This window comes from Enterobacter sp. 2VL (assembly GCF_005503595.1).
GTDB lineage: Bacteria > Pseudomonadota > Gammaproteobacteria > Enterobacterales > Enterobacteriaceae > Enterobacter > Enterobacter cancerogenus.
Window position 1 is genome coordinate 404,042 of record NZ_SCNE01000001.1, and the last position, 22,068, is coordinate 426,109.

The following is a 22,068-nucleotide window of genomic DNA, read 5'->3' on the forward strand; positions in this document are numbered from 1 at the left end:
AAAATTTAATAATCAGGGGCAGGGTATGACGCGTAAAGACGGACTGCTGGCGTTGCTGGTGGTTGTGGTGTGGGGCCTCAATTTTGTGGTCATCAAAATGGGCCTGCATAACATGCCCCCGCTAATGTTGGCAGGGTTGCGTTTTCTGCTGGTGGCGTTTCCGGCGCTCTTTTTTGTCGCCCGCCCAAAAATCCCCTTCAGACTGCTGCTCGGCTATGGCCTGACGATTAGCTTTGGTCAGTTTGCCTTTTTGTTTTGCGCCATTAAATTCGGTATGCCAGCCGGGCTGGCCTCGCTGGTGCTGCAGGCGCAGGCGTTCTTTACCATCATTCTCGGGGCGTTTGTCTTTGGCGAACGTTTGCAGGGGAAGCAGCTGGCGGGGATTACCCTCGCGGTGTTTGGCGTGCTGATGCTGATTGAAGCCAGCCTCAACGACCAGCACGTTGCGCTGCTGGGCTTTATGCTGACGCTGGCGGCGGGGCTAAGCTGGGCGTGCGGAAACATCTTTAACAAGCTGATCATGCAGCATGATGCGCGTCCGCCGGTGATGTCGCTGGTGGTCTGGAGCGCCTTAATTCCCATTATACCTTTCATGGCCGCGTCGTTTGTTCTGGACGGGCCGCAGCTGATGCTTAACAGCCTGGTTGAGATTGATCTCATCACTATTTTGTCGCTTATCTATCTGGCGTTTATCGCGACCATTGTCGGGTATGGCATCTGGGGATCGCTGCTGGGCCGCTACGAAACGTGGCGCGTGGCGCCGTTATCCTTGCTCGTGCCGGTGGTCGGGCTTGCCAGCGCGGCCATCCTGCTGGATGAAGAACTGAGCGCATTGCAGCTGTTTGGCGCGGTGCTGATTATGGCAGGTCTGTATATCAACGTCTTTGGATTGCGCGTCATGCGAATGAGGCGGGCAAGGGGATAAGCAAAAAAAGCCCCGCATCTGCGGGGCAAAAACGAATCAGAGGTCGTGGTTGTAGTACGGCACGCCTAATTCGTCGGATTTGTCGCTGCCAGCGCCCATATGGTTAAAATCATAGGGAGACTGGTCATGTGCTGACGGCAAAACTATCGTGTTACAACTGTTTTGCTGCGTTGCACAGTGTGTTTGCTCCGCGAAGGCCTGGCTGGAAACAAGCGCCAGCAGGGCGAGGGCGGCGGAGGCGGTGAATTTCATGATTTCCTCGGTTACGTCTTTACAGGCGATGATTAACTGCAATGTTTAAGTGGATACAGATAACGGGATTCACCCGGCATACTGGTAATACGATACTTATGAGGCGGCACGTCGAAATAGTTCTTAAACGTCCGCGTCAGGGTTTGCTGTGACTCAAAGCCGTAACGCTCCGCCAGATATAGGATCGGTTCATTGCTTTCTTTTAGCTTTTGGGCAATTTCCGTCAGCTTGCGGCTACGAATGTATTGGCCTAATGAATGACCGGTCTCTTTTTTGAACATCCGTTGCAGGTGCCATTTTGAGTAACCTGAACGCTCTGACACCTTTTCAAGGGAGAGCGGCGATTCCAGGTTATCTTCGATCCAGTCCAAAATGCTATGAATGGTGATAGCGTCAGTATTGCGTCTGGACATCGTCATACCTCTTTTCTGTATTACGGCAGTATTTTCTTAAGCAAAAGCTCAAGTGTTGCCACTTCATCTGCCGTTAAGTTTTTTGTTAGTTCCTGGTGCAGTGTTAGTCCTACTAATTGATGACATTGCTCACACATCTCCGCGCCGTCGCTGGTGAGCTTCACCAGTACGCCACGTTTGTCATTCGGGTTAGGGCTACGTTCTATCCACCCCTTGCAGACCAGGCGATCCAGCATGCGGGTTAATGCACCGAGATCGACAGAGAGCACCTTCTTCAGCTCAACCGGCGTGATACACACTTCGCAGCGAATGGAACACAGCACTTTGAACTGTGTTGCGGTGATATCCAGCGGAGAGAGATAGTCATTGAGCAGGCGATCTTTCTTCTGATTCACCATGTGAATAAGACGACCCAGTGGAATTATGTCGTTAAAGAGATCACTGGTGCTTTTCACAATGGTTGCCCTGGCAAGTAGTTTAGTCACGGCAGATATTATTGCTCAGGCAAGTATAAGTCAACTGAATGAATCAGCCGATGCCACGAATTGCTAAAACGTTTCATGAACTTTTTTCGAACGCTTTTATATCAGTTACATAACGCAGGGTTATTTTTCTGTACGCAAATAATCCTTACGTTGTAACCATGGCTCCATGAGTGGGTTTCACCCTATACTTGCGGTGTTGAAAATGGATAAGGACAGCGACGCATTATGGTGGATTTGATTAAAGCAATTGGTCTTGGGCTGGTGGTTTTGCTGCCGCTGGCTAACCCACTGACCACGGTTGCGCTCTTTTTGGGGTTGGCAGGGAACATGAACAGCGCCGAGCGCAATCGTCAGTCGATGATGGCCTCGGTGTACGTGTTTGCCATCATGATGGTGGCCTATTATGCCGGGCAACTGGTGATGAACACCTTCGGGATCTCCATTCCCGGTCTGCGGATTGCGGGTGGGCTGATTGTGGCGTTTATCGGCTTCAGGATGCTGTTCCCGGCGCAGAAAGCGCACGAGTCACCGGAAGCTAAAAGTAAATCCGAAGAGATGGAAAACGAATCGTCGACCAACATCGCCTTCGTTCCCTTAGCCATGCCGAGCACGGCGGGCCCGGGGACCATTGCGATGATCATCAGCTCCGCCTCAACGGTGCGCGACGGGTCCACTTTTCCGGACTGGGTGATTACCGTTGCACCACCGCTGATCTTTGCGCTGATCGGCATTATCGTGTGGGCCTCTTTGCGCAGTTCAGGGGCGATTATGCGCTGGGTTGGCAAGGGCGGGATAGAAGCCATCTCGCGGCTGATGGGCTTCCTGCTGGTGTGTATGGGCGTGCAGTTTATTATTAACGGCGTGCTGGAAATTATTAAAACCTACCATTAGCGTCATGCCCGACGGCGCTGCGCAAACGGGATTGTAGGCCGGGTAAGCGCAGCGCCACCCGGCAAACGCTTCAGCCGTTATTCACCTGTTCCTCCAGCGCCACCGGCCATTTGCGGAAGATAAGCACCGACCACACCAGCGCTATCGCTGCCGGGATCGCGCCCAAATAGCCGATGGCCGACATCGAAACGTGCAGGCTGATCTGATTTCCCACCAGCGCACCCGCGCCGATCCCCAGGTTGAAGATGCCCGAGAACAGCGACATCGCCACGTCGGTGGCATCCGGTGCCAGCGCGAGCACCTTAACCTGCATACCCAGCCCGATAATCATGATGGCAACGCCCCAGAACAGGCTGAGGATCGCGAGGTGGGTTTCACTTGCTGCCGCAGGCATGAGCAGCAGCAGACAGGCCAGCAACAGCCCGATTGCACTGCTCACCAGGGTCGACGCATGCTGATTACCGAGCTTCCCGAACAGAATACTGCCGATGATGCCCGCGCCGCCCAGGATCAGCAGCAGGATGGTGGCAAAGTTCGCGCTAAAGCCTGCCACGACCTGTACAAACGGCTCAATGTAACTGTAGGCCGTGTAATGGGCCGTCACTACAATCACGGTTAACAGATAAATACTCATCAGCGCCGGGCGGCGGATCAGCAGCGGCAGGCTTTTCAGCGAGCCGGAATGCTCGCTGGGCAGTTTTGGCAGCAGCTTGACGAGGCAGATTAGGGTGATCAGCGCGCCCATGCCGATAGCGAAAAACGTCGTGCGCCAGCCGAAATATTGCCCCACGATGCGCCCGATAGGCAGCCCGAGCACCATCGCCAGCGCGGTGCCGGTAGCAATCAGGCTCAACGCCTGAGCGCGTTTACCCGCAGGGGCGAGGCGAATGGCCAGCGAGGCGGTAATTGACCAGAACACCGCATGCGCAAACGCAATCCCGACGCGGCTTATCACCAGCACCGTGAAGTTCCATGCCATAAACGACAGCACATGGCTGGCGATGAACACCACAAACAGGCCGATTAACAGCTTGCGCCGCTCCATCTGGCTGGTCAGCAGCATAAAGGGCAATGACATCAGGGCCACCACCCACGCGTAGATAGTGAGCATAATCCCCACCTGCGCCGTTTCCATCCGGAAACTTTGGGCAATGTCAGAGAGCAGCCCCACGGGGACAAATTCAGTGGTGTTAAAGATGAATGCGGCAATAGCGAGCGTGACCACACGTAGCCACGCGACCTTGCGGGAAACAGTGTTCGTTGTCATAGAAGCGTCTGGGATTGGTTGCGAAGAAGAGAGGAGACGATCTTAAAGCGTTCAGCGGCGAAAACTCAACCATTATGTGACGCAGATCGCACTATTTTCCGGCAGAGAGCGGTAGCGGAGCGCACTGTTTTCCCTGAAGATAAAGGTCAGCACAGCGATAACAGGCGGTAAGACAATGCAGGAAATTGATTTTTATCTGGTAGATGCCTTTAGCGACACGGCGTTTGGCGGCAACGCGGCAGCGGTGTGTCCACTGGAAGAGTGGCTCGCGGACGAGACGCTGCTCAAAATGGCGCAACAGCATAACCAGTCCGAAACGGCGTTTTTCGTGCGCACCGACGAGGGCTTCGAGCTGCGCTGGTTCACCACGCAGTATGAAATCAACCTTTGCGGCCATGCCACGCTGGCGGCGTCCCACGTCATTTTTGAATACCTGGACTACCCACAGACGGAAATTACCTTTGCAACCCGCTTTGTCGGCAACCTGACGGTCAAACGCAACGGCGACTGGCTGACGCTCAATTTCCCGGCGTGGTCCACTGAGGCCGTTGCACAGCCACCGGCAGCACTGTTCAGCGCGCTGGGCATCAGCGGGGCGAAAGAGGTTCGCCTGGGGCGGGATTATCTGGTGGTACTCGACAGCCAGCAGCAGGTGGAAGAGCTTACACCCGACATACCGGCGATGCTCCCGCTGGATAAGATGGTTTGCGTCACCGCGCCCGGTGAGCAGTATGATTTCGTCAGCCGCTTTTTCTGCCCGGGGGAAGGGGTGCCGGAAGATCCGGTGACCGGGTCCACCCACAGTATGTTGATTCCCTACTGGAGCGAAAAACTGGCGAAAACCCGGCTTAATGCTCGCCAGGTTTCAGCACGTGGCGGGGATCTGCGCTGTGAACTGATCGGCGATCGCGTACTGATTAGCGGCCAGGCCACGCTGTATCTCAAAGGGAAAATTTTCCTCCGCCAGTCTTGATATCAGCCTGCGGGCGCGGGCAACTCGCGCTCATTTAGCAGGGCGATAAAGGCTTCAAGCTGGCGCGTCATTGCGCCGCGCCGCCACACCAGCCACGTTGTCAGCCAGCGCCAGTTTTCCGCCAGCGGCCACGCCTCCACCTGATGATGCCCCGGCATGCTCTGCAGCATCGAGCGGGGCATCAGCGCAATGCCTGCGCCCGCAATCACGCAGGCCAGCATTCCGTGATAAGACTCCATCTCGTGGATGCGCCCTGGCATCGCCCGGTCTGCATGAAACCAGCTTTCCAGATGTCGGCGATACGAGCAGTTGGCGCGAAAGGCGTAGACGTCGCTGCCGTTTACCTGCGCGGCGCGGGAGACGACATCGTGTCCGGCGGGCGTCACCAGCATCATCTCTTCCCGGTACACCGGCATCCCTTCCAGTTCAGGATGGGAGAGCGGGCCGTCGACAAACGCGGCGCTCAGCGTCCCTTCCAGCACGCCGTCGATCATGGTCCCGGACGGGCCGGTCGAGAGGGCAAACTGTATGCGAGGATAGCGCTGGTTAAACTGCGCCAGGCTTTCCGGAATGCGAACGGCGGCGGTGCTTTCCAGCGCGCCAAGGGCAAACAATCCCTGCGGTTCATCCCCGGCGACAACCATGCGCGCCTCGTCAACCAGCGCGAGGATCTGCTTGCTGTAGCGCAGAAAGTTGTGCCCGGCGGGGGATAAACGCAGACGCTGGTTTTCACGGATAAACAGCTCAACGCCAAGATCGGCCTCAAGCTGACGAATGCGGGTCGTCAGGTTTGAGGGAACGCGATGCACTTTTTGCGCCGCCTGGGTGATGCTGCCGGTCTGCGCGACGGCGTTAAACATTTCAAGCTGGGTCAGGTCCATAGCATTCTCGATTCGTGAATAAGGTGGTCAATATTATTCATTTTTAAGAAATAGCAGATCGGGCCACACTGAATCAACTCTTATAATACGTGGAGAACATCATGACGCATTCCCCTGCAACACACGCACTCTCTGTAAACCCGGCGACAGGCGAAACCCTGGCCGCTTATCCGTGGGCAACGTCCGACGAGGTCCAGCACGCTATTGCGCTGGCCGATAGCGGTTTTCGTCAGTGGCGCAACGAAAGCGTGGCGCACCGCGCGCAAAAACTGCGCGACCTCGGTGCGACGCTGCGTAACCGTGCGGAAGAGATGGCGCAGATGATGTCCCGTGAGATGGGCAAACCCATCCTGCAGGCACGTGCTGAGGTGGCCAAGTCTGCCGGCCTCTGTGACTGGTACGCCGAACACGGCCCGGCGATGCTGCGTACGGAAGCCACTCAGGTCGAAAATAACAACGCGGTGATTGAGTACCGTCCGCTGGGGCCGATTCTGGCGGTCATGCCCTGGAACTTCCCGCTCTGGCAGGTGCTACGCGGCGCGGTGCCTGTCCTGCTGGCGGGCAACAGTTATCTGCTCAAGCACGCACCCAACGTGCTCGGCTCGGCGCAGCTGATTGCGCAGATCTTCGCCGAGGCCGATTTCCCTGAAGGGGTGTTTGGCTGGGTTAATGCCACCAACGAGGGCGTAAGCCAGGCGATAAACGATCGCCGCATTGCGGCTATCACCGTGACCGGCAGCGTGCGTGCGGGGGCGGCTATTGGTGCTCAGGCGGGGGCCGCGCTGAAAAAATGCGTGCTTGAACTCGGCGGTTCCGATCCTTTCATTGTATTAAACGACGCGGATCTGGATCTGGCGGTGAAGGCGGCGGTGGCCGGACGTTACCAGAACACCGGGCAGGTATGTGCGGCGGCGAAGCGTTTTATCGTCGAAGAGGGCATTGCCGATCGCTTTACCGAACGTTTCGTGCAGGCTACCGCGGCGCTGAAAATGGGCGCGCCGGATCACGAAGAAAACTACCTTGGCCCGATGGCCCGCTATGACCTGCGTGATGAACTGCATCAGCAGGTGCAGACGACGTTAGCCGAAGGGGCAACCCTGCTGCTGGGTGGTGAGAAGGTTGCCGGGAAGGGGAACTACTATGCGCCAACCGTACTGGGTAACGTGACGCCTGAAATGACGGCTTTCCGCCAGGAACTGTTTGGCCCGGTGGCCGCCATTACGGTGGCAAAAGATGCGGAACATGCCCTCGCACTTGCCAACGACAGCGACTTTGGTCTATCCGCCACGGTGTTTACCGCAAACGCAGAGCAGGCCGAGAAATTCTCTCAAGGGCTGGAGTGCGGCGGGGTGTTCATCAATGGCTATAGCGCCAGCGATGCCCGCGTGGCGTTCGGCGGCGTGAAGAAGAGCGGATTTGGCCGCGAGCTGTCCCACTTCGGTTTGCACGAGTTCTGCAATGTACAGACGGTCTGGAAGGATCGCGTTTAACCACCCTCAAGGCCTTCCGCGTGAAGGCCTTTGTCATGTTTCTGCAATGGTTCTGTCATTTTCCTCTCGTAGACTCCCACGCGTCTAACGCTTTGTTACAGAAGAAAATTATGAACCTAACGCAAATTTTTCGCCGTATTGCGCCGCGTCTTTTTCCGCGTCAGTTTGGTCTGCTGGCCGGTATTTTTTGTATTATTGGACTCTTCTCGGCATTACAACTTTCCTCCTCGATTCTCCTTGGCGCATCGCTAAAAGACGCTCAGCGCAACGAACGGCATAACCAACTGGCCTATCAGCAGCAGGGCAAGCTGGATTTAGCCCGCGTCTCCCTGCTGGCGGCAAGCGATCTGCTTAACCGTTCCGGCGTCTAATTTATTCAGGACAAAGAGACAGGCTCTGAGGGTAGCTGGCACAGCCTGATGGACGAAGCGCAAAAAGCGCTGGCGGTGTCGCAGCAGGCCTGGCAGGCGTGGCTTTCACTGAACCCGCCGAAAGATGAGGCGCTGGTGAACAGCTATCAACTGTTTTACGGCGCTATCAAAGAGCAGGCCGACGGGCTGGTCGACACTCATTCTATCGACGCTTTTTTTGCCGTGCCTGCTCAGGCATTTCAAACTGATTTCAACGATAACTACGCCCGTTATCAGCAGGCAAGCGAGAAGCAGGCCATGCAGGGGCGGCAAACCTTAATGGCGCAGCTCTCCGGTCTACAAACGGCGTTTCTGTTTGCGCCGCTGGTACTGCTGGTGATTGCCGTTGCCGTGTGGTTTGGGATGGCAAAATGGGTCATCACGCCGCTTCGTCGGTTAATTGCGCATATCGATCGTCTCGCGGCGGGCGATTTGTCCGGTATGCCGCCGGATGTGGTGCGCTTTAACCGGGAGATAGGGCAACTGAGCGACAGCATCCGTACCATGCAGCGTGGCTTGCAGGCACTGGTGACGCAGGTCAGCGATGCCACGTCGTCTATGGTCGAAAACATTGGCGCGCTTGCACAGGGCAACAAGGCGCTGTATCACCAGTCAGCGCGTCAGGCAAAAGAGCTGGAAGAGGTAACTGCTCATATCGCCACGCTTGAAACCCACGTCGAAGGCAATACAGGCTATGCGAAACTTGCCAGCTCGCGCGCGGACGAAGCACGTCAGGCGGCTGCGGGGGGCGATCGTATGATGTCGACCGTGAATGCCTCCATGCAGGCGATCGTCGACCGATCCGCCGAGATGCGGGGGATCGTCGCCATGATCGATAACGTGGCATTTCAGACCAATATTCTCGCGCTGAATGCCGCCATCGAAGCCGCGCACGCGGGCAACCAGGGACGCGGGTTTGCGGTGGTGGCGAGAGAGGTCGGGTTACTCGCCAGAAAGAGCAGCCATTCCACGCAAACCATCCAGGAGCTGATCAATCACTCGCTGCAGGGCATCGAGGATGGTTCAAAGGCCGTTAGCCGTCTGGAAGATAACCTTCAGCAGGTCACCGGGCTGGTGGCGACGCTGAGCAGCCTGCTGAGCGATATCTCCTCGGCCACGCTGAGCCAGGGAGAAAGTATTCACCTGATGACGCGGCAGCTGCAGGCGCTGAATCGCGTTTCGCGTCAAACGGACCTGCTGGTCAGCGATGCGTCGCAGGCTTCTGCGCGGCTGCATCAGGAGTCGGGCCAGCTGCTCGCGGCGGTTTCGCGTTTTCGTCTCCCGGCCTGACGCAACAGAGCAGCCTCTGGTATACTCGCAGCCCGTTTTAGCCTGAGGGCAAGGAGCAAAGAGTGGCTACGGTCATCCATAATGAGATGCTGGACGAGATTCTGGCGCAGGTTCGCCCGTTAATTGGGCAGGGTAACGTTGCCGACTATATCCCGGCGCTGGCGTCCGTTGACGGTAATAAGCTGGGGGTTGCCATCTGCACCGTAGACGGGCAACGTTTTCAGGCCGGGGACGCGGAAGAGCGTTTCTCGATTCAGTCGATCTCAAAAGTGCTGAGCCTGGTGGCGGCCATGCGCCAGTATGACGAAGAGGAGATCTGGCAGCGCGTTGGCAAAGATCCTTCCGGCCAGCCGTTCAACTCGCTTTTGCAGCTTGAGATAGAGCAGGGTAAACCGCGCAACCCGTTCATCAACGCCGGGGCGCTGGTGGTGTGCGATATGCTGCAAAGCCGTCTCAGCGCACCGCGTCAGCGGATGCTCGAAATTGTCCGCCAGCTTTCCGGCGTGCAGGACATTACCTACGATCCGGTGGTGGCCCGCTCTGAGTTTGAGCATTCGGCCCGTAACGCCGCCATTGCCTGGCTGATGAAATCCTTCGGCAATTTTCATAACGACGTTGCCACCGTTCTGCAAAACTACTTCCACTACTGCGCCCTGAAAATGAGCTGCGTTGAGCTGGCGCAGACCTTTTTATTCCTCGCCCATCAGGGCCACGCGCCGCACCTCGCTCAGGAGGTGGTGTCACCTATGCAGGCCCGGCAGATAAACGCCCTGATGGCGACCAGCGGTATGTATCAAAACGCCGGCGAATTTGCCTGGCGCGTGGGGTTACCCGCCAAGTCCGGCGTGGGCGGCGGGGTGGTGGCGATTGTGCCGCATGAGATGGCGATTGCCGTCTGGAGCCCGGAACTGGATGAGACGGGGAATTCACTTGCAGGTGTGGCGGTACTTGAAAAGCTGACGCACCGGCTGGGACGTTCTGTTTACTGATGTCGACGTTAGATCCTCTTTTTACCCGCCTTGCGCAGTCAACCTTCCGCTCGCGTTTTCATTTAGGCGCGAAAGAGCGGCAATACTGCTGGGATAAAGGCCCGGACACCATCGATCGGCATGCGGCTGATTTTATCGCGCAGCGCCTGGCGCCTGCCCAGCCAACGAATGACGGAAAACAAACGCCGATGCGCGGGCACCCGGTGTTTATCGCTCAGCATGCGACGGCCACCTGCTGTCGTGGCTGTCTGGCAAAGTGGCATGCGATACCGCAGGGGCAGGAACTGACTGCGCAACAGCAGCAGTACGTGGTGAGCGTGATTCATCACTGGCTGGTAAAAGAGATGAACGCCTAAATTTGACGAGTTATGATCCTGTTGTATCTGTGCTATAGATACTTATTCACTTATTTCCCTTCATGAAGATGACCGCAAATAATTGCCATACGTCATTATATGGATCCCTGTTTAATGCGTTCTGAACTCTCGTCCTTCAAGCTATTTTCACCAGACAGCCCTCTGCGTAACGCGGCAGGGATATTTGCTCTTACCACCTTGTTCTATTTTATTGGTGCTGAGCTGCGTCTGGTGGAAGCCTTATCCCTTTTCTGGCCGCTCAACGGTGTGATGGCGGGGGTCTTTGCGCGTTATGCTTACCTTAACCGGCTGCATTATTACGCGGTGTCGTACGTCGCGATGTTGTTATATGACGCGGTGACGACCAACTGGGGCGTGGCGTCTCTGGTTATCAATCTGTCGAATATGGTGTTTATTATCACCGTCGCGGTGCTGGTGCTGCGGGATAAACGGCTGATGAAGAAAACGCCCGATCCGCTCAACGCGCTGCGGCTGTTCAACTATTGTCTGATCGCCGCCTTGCTGTGCGCGCTGCTGGGCGCATTAGGCTCGGTCGGGATCGACAGTCATACCTTCTGGCCGCTGTTTGCCGACTGGTTTAGCGAGCAGTTTTCAACGGGCGTGTTAATTGTGCCCTGTATGCTGACGGTGACAATGCCGGCGCGCCTCCCGCGCCTGACGCCGGAGGCACTGTTACCGGTGCTGGCGCTGATGGTCTCCGTGGCGGCGTCCGTGGTGATTGGCGGAGCAGGGAGTCTGGCTTTTCCGCTGCCTGCACTTATCTGGTGTGCGGTGCGGTACTCGCTTCCGGCCACCTGTCTGCTGACCTTTATCACCGGCGCGGTAGAAGTTGTGCTGGTGGCGAACTCCGTCATCAACATTGCCGTTGCCGCGCCGCTCTCAACGCCAATGATGTTTTCCGCCCGTCTGGGCATTGCGACAATGGCGATTTGTCCGGTGATGGTCTCCGTGAGCGTGGCGGCTATTAACTCGCTGATCCGCCAGGTGTCATTGCGGGCGGATTATGATTTCCTGACCCACGTCTATTCCCGTTCCGGGTTGTATGAAGCGCTGAAACAGGAAGAGACGCACAAGCACTCCCGCTTTCTCACGGTGATGCTGCTGGATATCGATTATTTCAAAAGCATCAATGATAACTACGGTCACGAGTGCGGCGATAAAATCCTGACCGCGTTTGCGCAGAAGGTGCAGCAGGTTGTTGGTGAGGACGGGCTGGTGGCCCGGATGGGCGGAGAGGAGTTTGCGGTGGTGGCCAATACCGGTGATGCGCAACGTGGCTTTGAGCTGGCCGAGCGCATCAGGCTGACGATCGCCAATCATCCCTTTACCTGGCGTCAGCAGACGTTGTTTTTGACGGTCAGTATCGGGCTGGGAAGCGGGAAAGCCGACCCACGGGTATTGACCGAGGTTTTCAACACGCTGCTGACCGAAGCGGATGACTACCTCTATCGTTCGAAAAAAGCAGGGCGAAATCGTACCAGTGCGCGTATGCAGGACGACACGATTGTGGCCGACGCTGAACGGGATGCGGAAGAGGTGTAACCGTCACCACCTTAGGTAGCGCGCGGTATTAAAGCGAATGAATATCCGATAAATTGCTTGCTACGTATTTTCAAGCTCAATAAGATACCGCAAGAAACATATCGGAAAAATCTTAGCATGAATGCAACCGACCCTCTCAGCATGAAGCCTCGCTTACCGGGACGTCGGTTTGTCAAACGTATGTATCTGATGCGTATGCTTGGTACGCTTCTCTGCTTTTTCCCCATTCTGTCGGTATTGCTTGAGCAGCAGCGCTCCCCGTGGCTTATTGGCCTGCTTGGGGCTAACGCCTTTATCTGGCCGACGGTGGCCTGGTATCGTGCACGACAATCAACGACTCCCCTGGCGACTGAACATCAAAATCTGGTCCTTGACGCTGGAGCAGGCGGATTCTGGATTGCCATGATGGCGGTAAATCCGCTGCCCTCTGTGGTAATTGCTACTATTCTGCTAGCCGATCGGCTCTCTGCGGGCAGCTACACACTGCTGAAAAAAGCGGCCGCACTGATGCTGGCGGTTTTTCTGGTGAGCTGGCTGAGTCAGGGAATGGTCATCAATCCGGAGGTTTCTTCGCGGACCCTTTACGCTACCTTGCCGCTGATCGCCATCTATATCATCGCCCTGAGCGTTCTGACGGACGGGATCGCCTTGCGCCTGCGGATCAAAAGTCGCGAGCTGGAACGGATCGCAATGATGGATCCGCTACTGGATATTGCTAACCGGCGACTGCTTGAAAAGCGTATTGAGCATGAGCTGAGTAAACTTCGCCAGGCATGCCGTGATTCTGCGCTGATGTTTATTGATATCGATAATTTCAAGGACGTTAACGATCGCTACGGCCACAAAGTCGGGGACGCGATGCTGGCTACTGTGTCGGAAATTCTGCATCTGGCCACGCGCCCGACGGATACCCCTGCACGGCTGGGCGGCGATGAGTTTGTCATTCTGCTGCCGAATACCACCGTCGACGAGGCGCAGGTTGTCGCCACGCGCATTATGGACGCCACGGCCGTGATGAAAGATGTGGCTCAGGAAGCAGTTCCTTGCACGCTCAGTATCGGCATTGCCTGTGCCACCCGCGACATGGAAAGCGTGACCGACTGGCTGCAGGCGGCCGATAGCGCCCTCTATCATGCGAAACGCGAAGGTAAGAACCGGATCTTCTCGCACTGACAAAGTGCCGGTTTAAGCTACGCTGTTAATAACGCAAGGCACAAGGAGATGTCATGAAAGCCCCTGCTACCCCTACAGATGAAAATGAACGCCTGGCCGCACTGCGCGAATCGGGCTTGCTTGATATTGACCGTTCTCCGGCTTTTGATCGCCTGACGCGGCTGGCGAAGCGCTTTTTCCAGGTACCGCTGGCGATGGTTAATCTGATTGATGAGCATTCGCTTATCGTCAAGTCGGCCGACGGCAAAGCGCCTGACGTGGTACCGCGCCACATCTCTTTCTGCGGTCATACTATCCTCGGTGAAAAACCGCTGGTGGTGGGGGATATGCTTCAGGATCCCCGCTTCGCGGATAATCCGCTGGTGGCAGGCGAACCCAATGTACGCTTCTATGCCGGATTTCCGCTGCGCCTGCGTAACGGGGCAAGCGTCGGCTCGCTGTGTCTTATCGACTATGCGCCCCGGGAATTTAACGCGGCGGATCTCGCCGTGCTGAGCGATTTAAGCGCGCTGGCGGAAGATGAGTTTGCGGCGGTCAGCGCGGCAACCACGGATGAACTGACGGGGCTGTTTAATCGCCGCGGCTTTAACCAGATTGTCGAATTTGCGCTCTCCGTCGCCAGACGGCGGGCAGAGCCACTGACCCTGGGCTGGATGGATTTAGACCACTTTAAGGATATCAACGATCGCTTTGGGCATGATGAAGGAGATAAGGCTCTTAAGGCGATGGCTCGTCTGATGCAAAGTTCTTTTCGCGAGGCTGACCTGCTGGTCCGCTTTGGCGGAGACGAATTTGCGGTGCTGTTTGCCGATACCGACGAACAGGGGGCCTGGATCGCCATGCACTATCTTGTCGAACAGGTTGAACACTACAACGCGCGTCAGCTGCACCCATGGTCGCTCCATTTTTCCTGGGGCGTGAGCGAATTCGATCATCACGGCAACGATATGCAGCAGTGGCTGAAAAATGCCGACGAGAAGATGTACGCCATGAAACGCCAGCGTCACCAGAAGGGATAACATAACAAAAGCCTATGGCTGAAGGGGTTGCGTTGCCCAAAGGTGATCCGCAAAGTGAAGCGGTACTCAACACAGGGAAAATCCATGAACGCACCGCTTCAGCTCCAGATCTTGTCACGAGACACCCTTCTTACCCACCTCGATGCGCTGGCCGACATCCTTGAAAACTGCGTGAACGGCGGGGCATCGGTAAGTTTTATGCTGCCCTTTAGCCATGAGAAAGCCCGCGCGTTTTGGCTGAATATCGCTGCGAGCGTGGCACGAGGCGAGCGTACCGTGCTGGCCTGTTTTGACGAGCAGCGCCAGCTTATCGGGACGGTTCAGCTCATCACCGATCAGCCTGAAAACCAACCCCACCGTGCCGACGTAGCAAAACTGTTGGTTCACGAAAAGGCGCGACGCAAAGGCGCTGCGCTGGCGCTCATGAACGCGCTTGAACAGGTGGCGCGGGACAAAGGGATTTCGGTTCTGGTGCTGGACACGGCAACCGGGAGCGGTGCCGAACACTTTTACCTGCGGGCTGGATGGCAAAAAGTCGGTGAGATCCCACGCTATGCGCTTATGCCGGACGGTGAACTGACTGGCACCACACTGTTCTATAAATTCCTGTAATTATTTTTTACAACCACTCGCTCCCTTGATCAAAACAGGGTTTATGGTCGTTAAGTTTTGGTAAGTTATTAGACCAATCCTATCAGGCTGTATGACTAATCATAAAAGGAACCCTGTCGTGAGCACACTCAACCGTCGTGATTTCCCTGGCGAGCTTTACCCGGAGCGTATCATCCAGTTTGGCGAAGGTAATTTCCTGCGCGCGTTTATCGACTGGCAAATCGATCTGCTCAATGAACATACCGACCTTAACTCCGGGATCGTGATTGTTCGCCCGATTCAGAGCGATTTCCCGCCGTCGCTGAGCACCCAGGATGGTCTCTACACCACGATCATTCGCGGGCTGAACGAGCAGGGCGAAGCCGTGAGCGATGCACGCCTTATCCGTTCGGTTAACCGTGAAATTAGCGTCTACAGCCAGTACGACCAGTTCCTGAAACTTGCCCTCAATCCGTACATGCGCTTTGTTTTCTCGAACACCACCGAAGCGGGGATCAGCTATCACGCCGGGGATGCGTTCGACGATGCGCCTGCGGTTAGCTATCCGGCTAAACTGACGCGTCTGCTCTACGAGCGTTTCAGCCACTTTAACGGGGCGGCGGATAAAGGCTGGGTCATCATTCCGTGCGAGCTGATTGATTACAACGGCGATGCGTTACGAGATTTAGTGCTGCGTTATGCCCAGGAGTGGGCGCTGCCTGCGGCCTTTATCCAGTGGCTAAACGAAGCCAACACCTTCTGCTCCACGCTGGTCGACCGTATCGTAACCGGCTATCCGCGTGATGAAGCTGCAGAACTGGAGGCCGGGCTGGGGTATCACGATGCGTTTCTCGATACCGCCGAACATTTCTATCTGTTTGTTATTCAAGGGCCTGAATCCCTCGCCCGGGAGCTGCGTCTTGACCAGCTCCCGCTTAACGTACGGATTGTAGAGGACATTAAGCCGTATAAAGAGCGTAAAGTGGCGATCCTCAACGGAGCGCACACCGCACTGGTGCCTGTGGCATTCCTGGCGGGGCTGGATACGGTAGGCGAGGCGATGAACGACACGGACGTCTGCGCGTTTGTGGAAAAGGCCATTTACGAGGAAATTATCCCGGTGCTGGACCTGCCGCGCGACGAGCTGGAATCCTTTGCCCGCGCCGTCACCGGGCGTTTTCGCAATCCGTACATCAAGCATCAGCTGCTGTCGATTGCCCTGAACGGGATGACCAAATACCGCACGCGTATTCTGCCGCAGCTGCTGGCGGGGCAGAAGGCCACCGGTAAACTGCCGGCTCGTCTGACCTTTGCGCTGGCGGCACTGATGGCGTTTTATCGGGCGGAGCGTAACGGTGACGTTTATCCGGTGCAGGATGATGCTCACTGGCTGACGCGTTATCAGCAGCTCTGGGCACAGCACACAGATAAGCAAATCGATACCCGTGCGCTGGTGACGGCGGTTTTGAGCGTCAGCGAACACTGGGAAAGCGATCTCACCCAGATCCCGCGACTGGTAGAGCAGGTTGCCACCGATCTGGATGCCATTCTTCAGCAGGGTATGCGCGCTGCCGTTAAGCCGCTCTGCTAATCTTCTCGTCCCGGCTTCGGCCGGGATAATTTATAATATTAGTTACAACATACTATTTGCCCCTTTTCTTAAAAAAGAACATCAGCACCGTGCGCTTTACGCTTATCAGGAGAGAAAATGCAATGTTCTATTAACAGACTTGCAACCGTGACGGGGATCACGTTTAATAGCGGCGCATTTTCCTTTCCTGAAGCTCACTATGATTGTTCGCCCTCAACAGCACTGGTTACAACTCATTTTCGTCTGGCACGGTTCCGTTTTACCCAAAATCTATACCCGCCTGCTGCTTAATTTCCTGCTTTCGATTACTGTGATCGCGATGCTGCCCTGGTATACCTCGCTGGGCGTCAGGTTTACCGTGGCACCGTTCAGCATTCTTGGCGTGGCTATCGCGATCTTTCTGGGTTTCAGAAATAACGCCTGTTATTCGCGCTACGTCGAAGCTCGCCAGCTTTGGGGGCAGTTGATGATAGCGGCCCGGTCGCTGTTTCGCGAGGTAAAAAATACCCTGCCTGACGATGCCCATCTCGGGGAATTCGTGCGCCTGCAAATTGCGTTTGCCCACTGCCTGAGAATGACGCTTCGCCGCCAGCCTCAGGCCGATCGGCTTTCAGCCTATTTATCCGCTGAACATCTGCATAAGGTGATGGCCTCAAACTCTCCGGCAAACCGCATTTTGCTGATCATGGGGGAATGGCTTGCCGTCAGGCGTCGGGAAGGGCAGCTCTCAGACATTTTGTTCCACAGCCTCAACAATCGACTTAACGATATGTCCGTGGTGCTTGCCGGCTGCGAGCGCATTGCCACCACGCCCGTGCCGTTTGCCTATACGCTGATTTTGCACCGCACGGTTTATCTCTTCTGCATCATGCTGCCGTTCGCCCTGGTGGTGGATCTGCACTACATGACACCCTTCGTCTCGGCGCTGATTTCATACACTTTTATCTCGCTGGACACCCTTGCAGAGGAGCTTGAAGATCCGTTCGGTACCGAGGATAACGATCTGCCGCTGGACGCCATCTGCAACATGATGGAACGCGACCTGTTGCAGATGAACGATGAAGAGAACATTCCAGCGCGACTGATGCCGGACAAACACTATCAGCTGACGTAACGGGCATTCCATTCGTCGCGGGTGATTTCCCACAGTTCGGAGTCCAGCAGGCCGCTGACGTAGGCTTTCTTTTCAGTTCGGATAAGCCGCATGCCGCTACTGGCTGAAATACGCTGCGAGCGGCTATTGGCGGCCGCTTTCGGCGCACGGAGCACCGGTTTGTTCAGCGTATTAAACCAGTAATCCGTCGCCGCAATGCTGGCTTCCCGCATGTACCCCTGACCCTGAAATTCCGGCGCCAGCCAAAAACCACGGTTATTGTCTTCCACATCGTATAAGCAGATGATCCCCATCAGCTCGTCCGGGGCTTCGCGTCGGCGGATGCTCCAGAACCACGCAATCCCTTTGTCCATGTCAGGCAGAGCGACGTTATTGACATAATATTCCGCACCATCATCGGGATAGGGCCACGGAACAGATGAAACCATATAACGAACGATCTCCCAGCGCGGGTATCGCTGTTGGATCTGTGGCGCATCTTCAGCAACCAGGGGCTTAAGTAGTAAACGAGGCGTCGTCAGGGTAGGTATCGTCATCCGCTGTTCTCCTTTTTTTAGCGTTATGCATTTGCGCACCTTCTGGTATTTTCATCATTACCACAATCCAGACTGAGAATCTCTCGTTCCTGAACATTAATGAGTGAGGAAGACATGGCCGTAACAGTACGTGCTTTACGTGAAGATGATTACCCCCGGTGGCGCGCGCTGTGGGATGGATATACCCATTTTTATGACTGTGAACTGGATGAATCCGTTACGGCATCCACCTGGCAACGCGCGCTAAACCCGGATTCTGCTCTGTTGTGCCGCGTTGCTGAAATCGAGGGCAAGGTGGTGGGTTTCGCCCTGTGCGTGTTGCATGACGGCACATGGTCAACGGCGCCGATTTGCTATCTTGAGGATCTGTTTGTCGACGCTGAGGTCAGGGGGGCGGGGGCCGGGAAGGCGTTAATCGATGCGCTGATGGAAGAGGGCAAGCGCGAAGGGTGGTCAAAACTTTACTGGGTCACCCGACAAAATAATCCGGCGCGCAAGCTGTACGACAAATTTGGCGAAGCGGACGATTACGTTCGTTATCGTATCTCGCTCTAAGCCTTTATGCCTGGGTTTGTATCACAGTGTATCTGTGCCGGAGATACATACACAGGCATGCAATAAAGAGCCTTTCACACATATCCGCTATACAAAACAGTGGTGTTATATCCCCGTCAACTGTACTCACTTGGAGATAACATCATGTTTAGCAAACTCGCTTATTCCACACTCGCGTTAACCGTTTCTCTCGGCACCGTCATGTCCTGCCAGGCTGAAGTTACCGGAGCTGATTATAAAAACGCCTTTAATCAGGTCCACCAAATCAACGCCGGCGATCTTAACGTTGGCTATGTCGATATCGGCCCGAAAGATGGGCAGCCCGTCATATTGCTGCACGGCTGGCCGTATGACATTCACAGTTACGCGGACGTTGCGCCGCTGCTGGCGGCGAAGGGGTATCGCGTAATCGTGCCTTCTCTTCGTGGCTACGGCACCACGCGGTTTATCTCGGACAAAACGCCGCGTAACGGCCAGCCGTCGGCAATGGCGAAAGACATCGTTAACCTGATGGATGCCCTGAATATCAAGCAAGCGGTCTTCGCGGGCTATGACTGGGGTGCCCGTACGGCGGATATCGTCGCCGCGCTCTGGCCGGAGCGGGTGAAATCCCTGGTATCGGTCAGCGGATATCTCATCAGTAGCCAGGCGATCGGCGAAAAACCGCTGCCACCCAAAGCGGAAGTGCAGTGGTGGTATCAATTCTATTTCGCTACCGCACGCGGGGCAGAAGGCTACGCCAAAAATACGCATGACTTTGCCCGCCTGATCTGGTCCCAGGCATCGCCGGACTGGAAATTTACCGACGCGACCTTTAACGCCAGCGCCGCCTCGCTCGATAACCCGGACCACGTCGCCGTCACCCTCAGCAACTACCGCTGGCGTTTAGGGCTGGAAAAAGGCGAGCGCAAATATGATGCCTACGAGCAAAAACTTGCTGCGCTGCCGAACATCACCGTACCGACGATCACTATCGAAGGCGGTAACAATGGCGCCCCACATCCTGCACCTGAGGCCTATGCGGGCAAATTTACCGGTAAGTATGAACACCGCACCTTTGGGGCAACCGTTGGTCACAATCCACCGCAGGAAGATCCGCAGGATTTTGCTAAGGCGGTTATCGACGCGGACAAGCTCTGATATGTGCTATTTTCAATTGGTTACCCTTCTGTCAGGAGCCTGCGGTGGAGCATATTGATCATATCCTTGTCGTCGATGACGACAGGGATATTCGTGACTTAATCGTCGATTACCTTAATAAATCAGGCTATCTCGCCTCCGGCGCAGCCAACGGCAAAGAGATGCGCGTGGTGCTTGATAAACAGCATATCGACCTGGTGGTGCTGGACGTCATGATGCCTGGTGATGACGGGCTAACCCTCTGTCGACAGCTACGCAGCAGCAAATTTAAAGATTTGCCGATCCTGATGCTTACCGCACGAAACGAAGAGACCGACCGGATCCTCGGCCTGGAAATGGGGGCCGATGATTACGTTGTGAAACCCTTTGTCGCTCGCGAACTGCTGGCGCGGATCAAAGCCATCCTGCGCCGCTTCCGCACCATGCCGCCCAATCTGCAGGTTACCGAGGCCGGTCGTTTAGTTGTGTTTGGCGAATGGCAGCTGGATACCGTTGCCCGCCATCTCATCGACAATGAAGGTATGGTGGTAGCGTTGAGCGGGGCGGAATACCGGCTTCTGCGCGTGTTCGTCGACCATCCACAGCGTGTGCTGACGCGCGACCAACTGCTGAACCTGACGCAGGGGCGAGATGCCGAGCTATTCGAACGTTCGATCGACCTTCTGGTGAGCCGCGTTCGCCAGCGTCTCAATGAGGATGCCCGCACACCTGCCTATATCAAAACCGTGCGCAGCGAAGGTTATGTTTTCACCATGCCCGTGACCATTATCGAGGCAAATGAATGACCCTTTGGCCCCGTTCGCTACTGGCCCGGCTGCTGATTATCGTGCTTCTCGGACTGTTGCTGGCTAACTCTCTCAGCCTGACTCTGGTGCTTTACGAGCGAATGCGCAGCGCACGCACGGTGATGCTCGGCAACCTGGAATATGATGTGGCGACCAGCGTGGCCATCCTGGACAGGCTGCCGGCGAACGAACGTCCGCAGTGGCTGGATCGCCTTGACCGGGGTAACTATCGTTATCTGCTCGGGCCGGGAGAGCCGGGTTCTCCTCCCCAGGATAAACGCTCGCGCGACGCCATTCGCACCTTAAAAGAGACGCTGGCAGACAGCTACCCGTTGTACTTTACCGCCGTTCCCGGGCCGATCTCGCACATTCAGGCGCATCTGACACTGAGCGACGGCGCGCCGTTAACCATCGATCTGATCCCCCGCATGCCGCCGGTCGCCAGCTGGCTTCCCGTGGTGCTGGTTTTGCAGCTGCTGCTGGTTGCGCTTTGCTCATGGATTGCCGTGCGTCAGGTGGTGCGGCCATTTTCCCAGTTCACGCGCGCGGTGGACACGCTTGATCCCGCCGCTAACATGCCCATGACGGAAAAAGGGCCGATGGAAGTCCGTCGGGCGGCACACGCGTTTAATGCGATGCAGTCGCGCATTCAGTCCTACCTGCGGGAGCGGGCGCAAATCCTGGCCTCGATTTCGCACGATCTTCAGACCCCCATAACCCGCATGAAGCTGCGCGTGGAGATGGCCGAACAGCCAGAACTTCGCGACAAGCTGCTGAATGACCTGGACAATATGTCGCGCCTGGTACGTGAAGGCATTGCGTATGCCCGGTCATCAGAAACCCTCGAAGAGACCACGCTAAAGATGGAACTTAACGCGTGGATCAACAGTATTGCCAGCGACTATCAGGACATTGGTAAAAACGTGCAGTTTCATGCAAACGAGGCGCGATTGCCCATCGTCACGCGTCCGCAGGCGCTGCGCAGGGTGATGACCAACCTGCTCGATAATGCCCTGAAGTTTGGCGGAGAGGCCATCATCAGAATTGATAATATCAGTGAAGAAGAGGTTGTTATTCATATTCTGGATAACGGCCCGGGGATCCCGGAGGCGGAGATCGAGGCGGTACTGCAGCCATTTTACCGGGTCGAGACGTCGCGTAACCGCGAGACCGGCGGAACCGGGCTAGGGCTGGCAATCGCCACCCAACTTACCGTCCAACTCAACGGCAAACTGCATCTCGCCAACCGGGCAGAAGGCGGGCTGGACGTGAGCGTCACGCTGCCACGCCGGTAATTGTACGGCTTTGTATCGCATTGCCACCGCGATACGCTGAAAGACAAAATTCGCCGTTTTGCACATAACCTGAATACATCAGTA

The 22,068-nt window shown here is 56.1% G+C and carries 22 protein-coding genes and 1 pseudogene; 17 read left to right on the forward strand and 6 right to left on the reverse strand.

The window, feature by feature from the left end; genetic code table 11:
• Window positions 1-25 precede the first annotated feature (25 nt).
• Window positions 26-925 (forward strand): O-acetylserine/cysteine exporter, encoded by a 900-nt coding sequence (gene eamA / locus FFS28_RS01910; protein WP_137848606.1) that lies wholly within the window; start codon window positions 26-28, stop codon window positions 923-925.
• A 36-nt stretch (window positions 926-961) separates the two neighbouring features.
• Here eamA and marB read toward each other — a convergent pair whose 3' ends face one another.
• Genes marB through marR form a run of 3 tightly spaced genes read right to left on the reverse strand, consistent with a single transcriptional unit; the run spans window position 962 to window position 2,045 of the window.
• The gene (gene marB, locus FFS28_RS01915; RefSeq protein ID WP_058608790.1) at window positions 962-1,177 is read right to left on the reverse strand and encodes a multiple antibiotic resistance protein MarB; all 216 of its coding nucleotides are present in this window, start codon (window positions 1,175-1,177) and stop codon (window positions 962-964) included.
• Between the two features lie 32 nt (window positions 1,178-1,209).
• On the reverse strand, window positions 1,210-1,590 hold the full coding sequence (marA, locus tag FFS28_RS01920; protein ID WP_001303241.1) for an MDR efflux pump AcrAB transcriptional activator MarA: 381 nt from the start codon (window positions 1,588-1,590) through the stop codon (window positions 1,210-1,212).
• Between the two features lie 20 nt (window positions 1,591-1,610).
• Entirely contained in the window at window positions 1,611-2,045 is a 435-nt protein-coding gene (gene marR, locus FFS28_RS01925) for a multiple antibiotic resistance transcriptional regulator MarR (protein WP_042319808.1), read from the reverse strand.
• A 255-nt stretch (window positions 2,046-2,300) separates the two neighbouring features.
• On the opposite strand from marR, the gene FFS28_RS01930 reads away from it, so the two are divergent.
• On the forward strand, window positions 2,301-2,966 hold the full coding sequence (locus tag FFS28_RS01930) for a MarC family NAAT transporter (RefSeq protein WP_006175246.1): 666 nt from the start codon (window positions 2,301-2,303) through the stop codon (window positions 2,964-2,966).
• Window positions 2,967-3,036: 70 nt separating this feature from the next.
• Here the strand turns inward: FFS28_RS01930 and FFS28_RS01935 are convergent, their stop codons facing one another.
• On the reverse strand, window positions 3,037-4,233 hold the full coding sequence (locus tag FFS28_RS01935) for a sugar transporter (protein WP_137848607.1): 1,197 nt from the start codon (window positions 4,231-4,233) through the stop codon (window positions 3,037-3,039).
• Between the two features lie 175 nt (window positions 4,234-4,408).
• Here FFS28_RS01935 and FFS28_RS01940 point away from each other — a divergent pair, with 175 nt between their 5' ends.
• Entirely contained in the window at window positions 4,409-5,206 is a 798-nt protein-coding gene (locus tag FFS28_RS01940; protein ID WP_137848608.1) for a PhzF family phenazine biosynthesis protein, read from the forward strand.
• A gap of 2 nt (window positions 5,207-5,208) precedes the next feature.
• Here the strand turns inward: FFS28_RS01940 and ptrR are convergent, their stop codons facing one another.
• On the reverse strand, window positions 5,209-6,087 hold the full coding sequence (gene ptrR / locus FFS28_RS01945; RefSeq protein ID WP_006175252.1) for a putrescine utilization regulator PtrR: 879 nt from the start codon (window positions 6,085-6,087) through the stop codon (window positions 5,209-5,211).
• Window positions 6,088-6,188: 101 nt separating this feature from the next.
• On the opposite strand from ptrR, the gene sad reads away from it, so the two are divergent.
• From sad to FFS28_RS01995, 10 genes and pseudogenes are all read left to right on the forward strand, one after another.
• Window positions 6,189-7,577 carry a succinate-semialdehyde dehydrogenase gene (sad, locus tag FFS28_RS01950; protein WP_137848609.1) on the forward strand — a complete coding sequence of 463 codons (1,389 nt, stop codon included), beginning with the start codon at window positions 6,189-6,191 and terminating at the stop codon, window positions 7,575-7,577.
• Window positions 7,578-7,687: 110 nt separating this feature from the next.
• Window positions 7,688-9,277: pseudogene (locus FFS28_RS01955) on the forward strand (methyl-accepting chemotaxis protein).
• 62 nt (window positions 9,278-9,339) lie between these two features.
• The gene (gene glsB, locus FFS28_RS01960) at window positions 9,340-10,266 is read left to right on the forward strand and encodes a glutaminase B (protein ID WP_137848610.1); all 927 of its coding nucleotides are present in this window, start codon (window positions 9,340-9,342) and stop codon (window positions 10,264-10,266) included.
• Window positions 10,266-10,622 (forward strand): DUF4186 domain-containing protein, encoded by a 357-nt coding sequence (locus FFS28_RS01965; RefSeq protein WP_137848611.1) that lies wholly within the window; start codon window positions 10,266-10,268, stop codon window positions 10,620-10,622. The genes glsB and FFS28_RS01965 overlap by 1 nt, the downstream gene beginning before the upstream one ends.
• A gap of 114 nt (window positions 10,623-10,736) precedes the next feature.
• Window positions 10,737-12,185, forward strand: a complete 1,449-nt coding sequence (locus FFS28_RS01970; RefSeq protein ID WP_137848612.1) for a GGDEF domain-containing protein — start codon at window positions 10,737-10,739, stop codon at window positions 12,183-12,185.
• Window positions 12,186-12,365: 180 nt separating this feature from the next.
• The gene (locus FFS28_RS01975; protein ID WP_137848892.1) at window positions 12,366-13,358 is read left to right on the forward strand and encodes a sensor domain-containing diguanylate cyclase; all 993 of its coding nucleotides are present in this window, start codon (window positions 12,366-12,368) and stop codon (window positions 13,356-13,358) included.
• A gap of 53 nt (window positions 13,359-13,411) precedes the next feature.
• Window positions 13,412-14,377, forward strand: coding sequence for a sensor domain-containing diguanylate cyclase (locus FFS28_RS01980; protein WP_058608782.1), 966 nt, complete (start codon window positions 13,412-13,414; stop codon window positions 14,375-14,377).
• Window positions 14,378-14,461: 84 nt separating this feature from the next.
• The gene (locus FFS28_RS01985; RefSeq protein ID WP_137848613.1) at window positions 14,462-14,989 is read left to right on the forward strand and encodes a GNAT family N-acetyltransferase; all 528 of its coding nucleotides are present in this window, start codon (window positions 14,462-14,464) and stop codon (window positions 14,987-14,989) included.
• Window positions 14,990-15,107: 118 nt separating this feature from the next.
• A complete protein-coding gene (locus FFS28_RS01990) occupies window positions 15,108-16,559 on the forward strand; it encodes a tagaturonate reductase (protein ID WP_137848614.1) in 1,452 nt (483 codons plus the stop codon).
• A 199-nt stretch (window positions 16,560-16,758) separates the two neighbouring features.
• A complete protein-coding gene (locus tag FFS28_RS01995; RefSeq protein WP_006175268.1) occupies window positions 16,759-17,673 on the forward strand; it encodes a bestrophin family protein in 915 nt (304 codons plus the stop codon).
• Here FFS28_RS01995 and FFS28_RS02000 read toward each other — a convergent pair.
• On the reverse strand, window positions 17,661-18,209 hold the full coding sequence (locus FFS28_RS02000; RefSeq protein WP_006175269.1) for a GNAT family N-acetyltransferase: 549 nt from the start codon (window positions 18,207-18,209) through the stop codon (window positions 17,661-17,663). The two genes, FFS28_RS01995 and FFS28_RS02000, sit on opposite strands and share 13 nt — an antisense overlap.
• A gap of 114 nt (window positions 18,210-18,323) precedes the next feature.
• Between FFS28_RS02000 and FFS28_RS02005 the strand changes: the two genes are divergently transcribed.
• From FFS28_RS02005 to FFS28_RS02020, 4 genes are all read left to right on the forward strand, one after another.
• Window positions 18,324-18,764 (forward strand): GNAT family N-acetyltransferase, encoded by a 441-nt coding sequence (locus FFS28_RS02005; RefSeq protein ID WP_137848615.1) that lies wholly within the window; start codon window positions 18,324-18,326, stop codon window positions 18,762-18,764.
• A gap of 144 nt (window positions 18,765-18,908) precedes the next feature.
• On the forward strand, window positions 18,909-19,904 hold the full coding sequence (locus FFS28_RS02010; RefSeq protein ID WP_006175273.1) for an alpha/beta fold hydrolase: 996 nt from the start codon (window positions 18,909-18,911) through the stop codon (window positions 19,902-19,904).
• Between the two features lie 44 nt (window positions 19,905-19,948).
• On the forward strand, window positions 19,949-20,689 hold the full coding sequence (locus tag FFS28_RS02015; protein ID WP_137848616.1) for a response regulator: 741 nt from the start codon (window positions 19,949-19,951) through the stop codon (window positions 20,687-20,689).
• The gene (locus tag FFS28_RS02020) at window positions 20,686-21,984 is read left to right on the forward strand and encodes an ATP-binding protein (RefSeq protein ID WP_137848617.1); all 1,299 of its coding nucleotides are present in this window, start codon (window positions 20,686-20,688) and stop codon (window positions 21,982-21,984) included. The genes FFS28_RS02015 and FFS28_RS02020 overlap by 4 nt, the downstream gene beginning before the upstream one ends.
• Window positions 21,985-22,068: the final 84 nt, after the last annotated feature.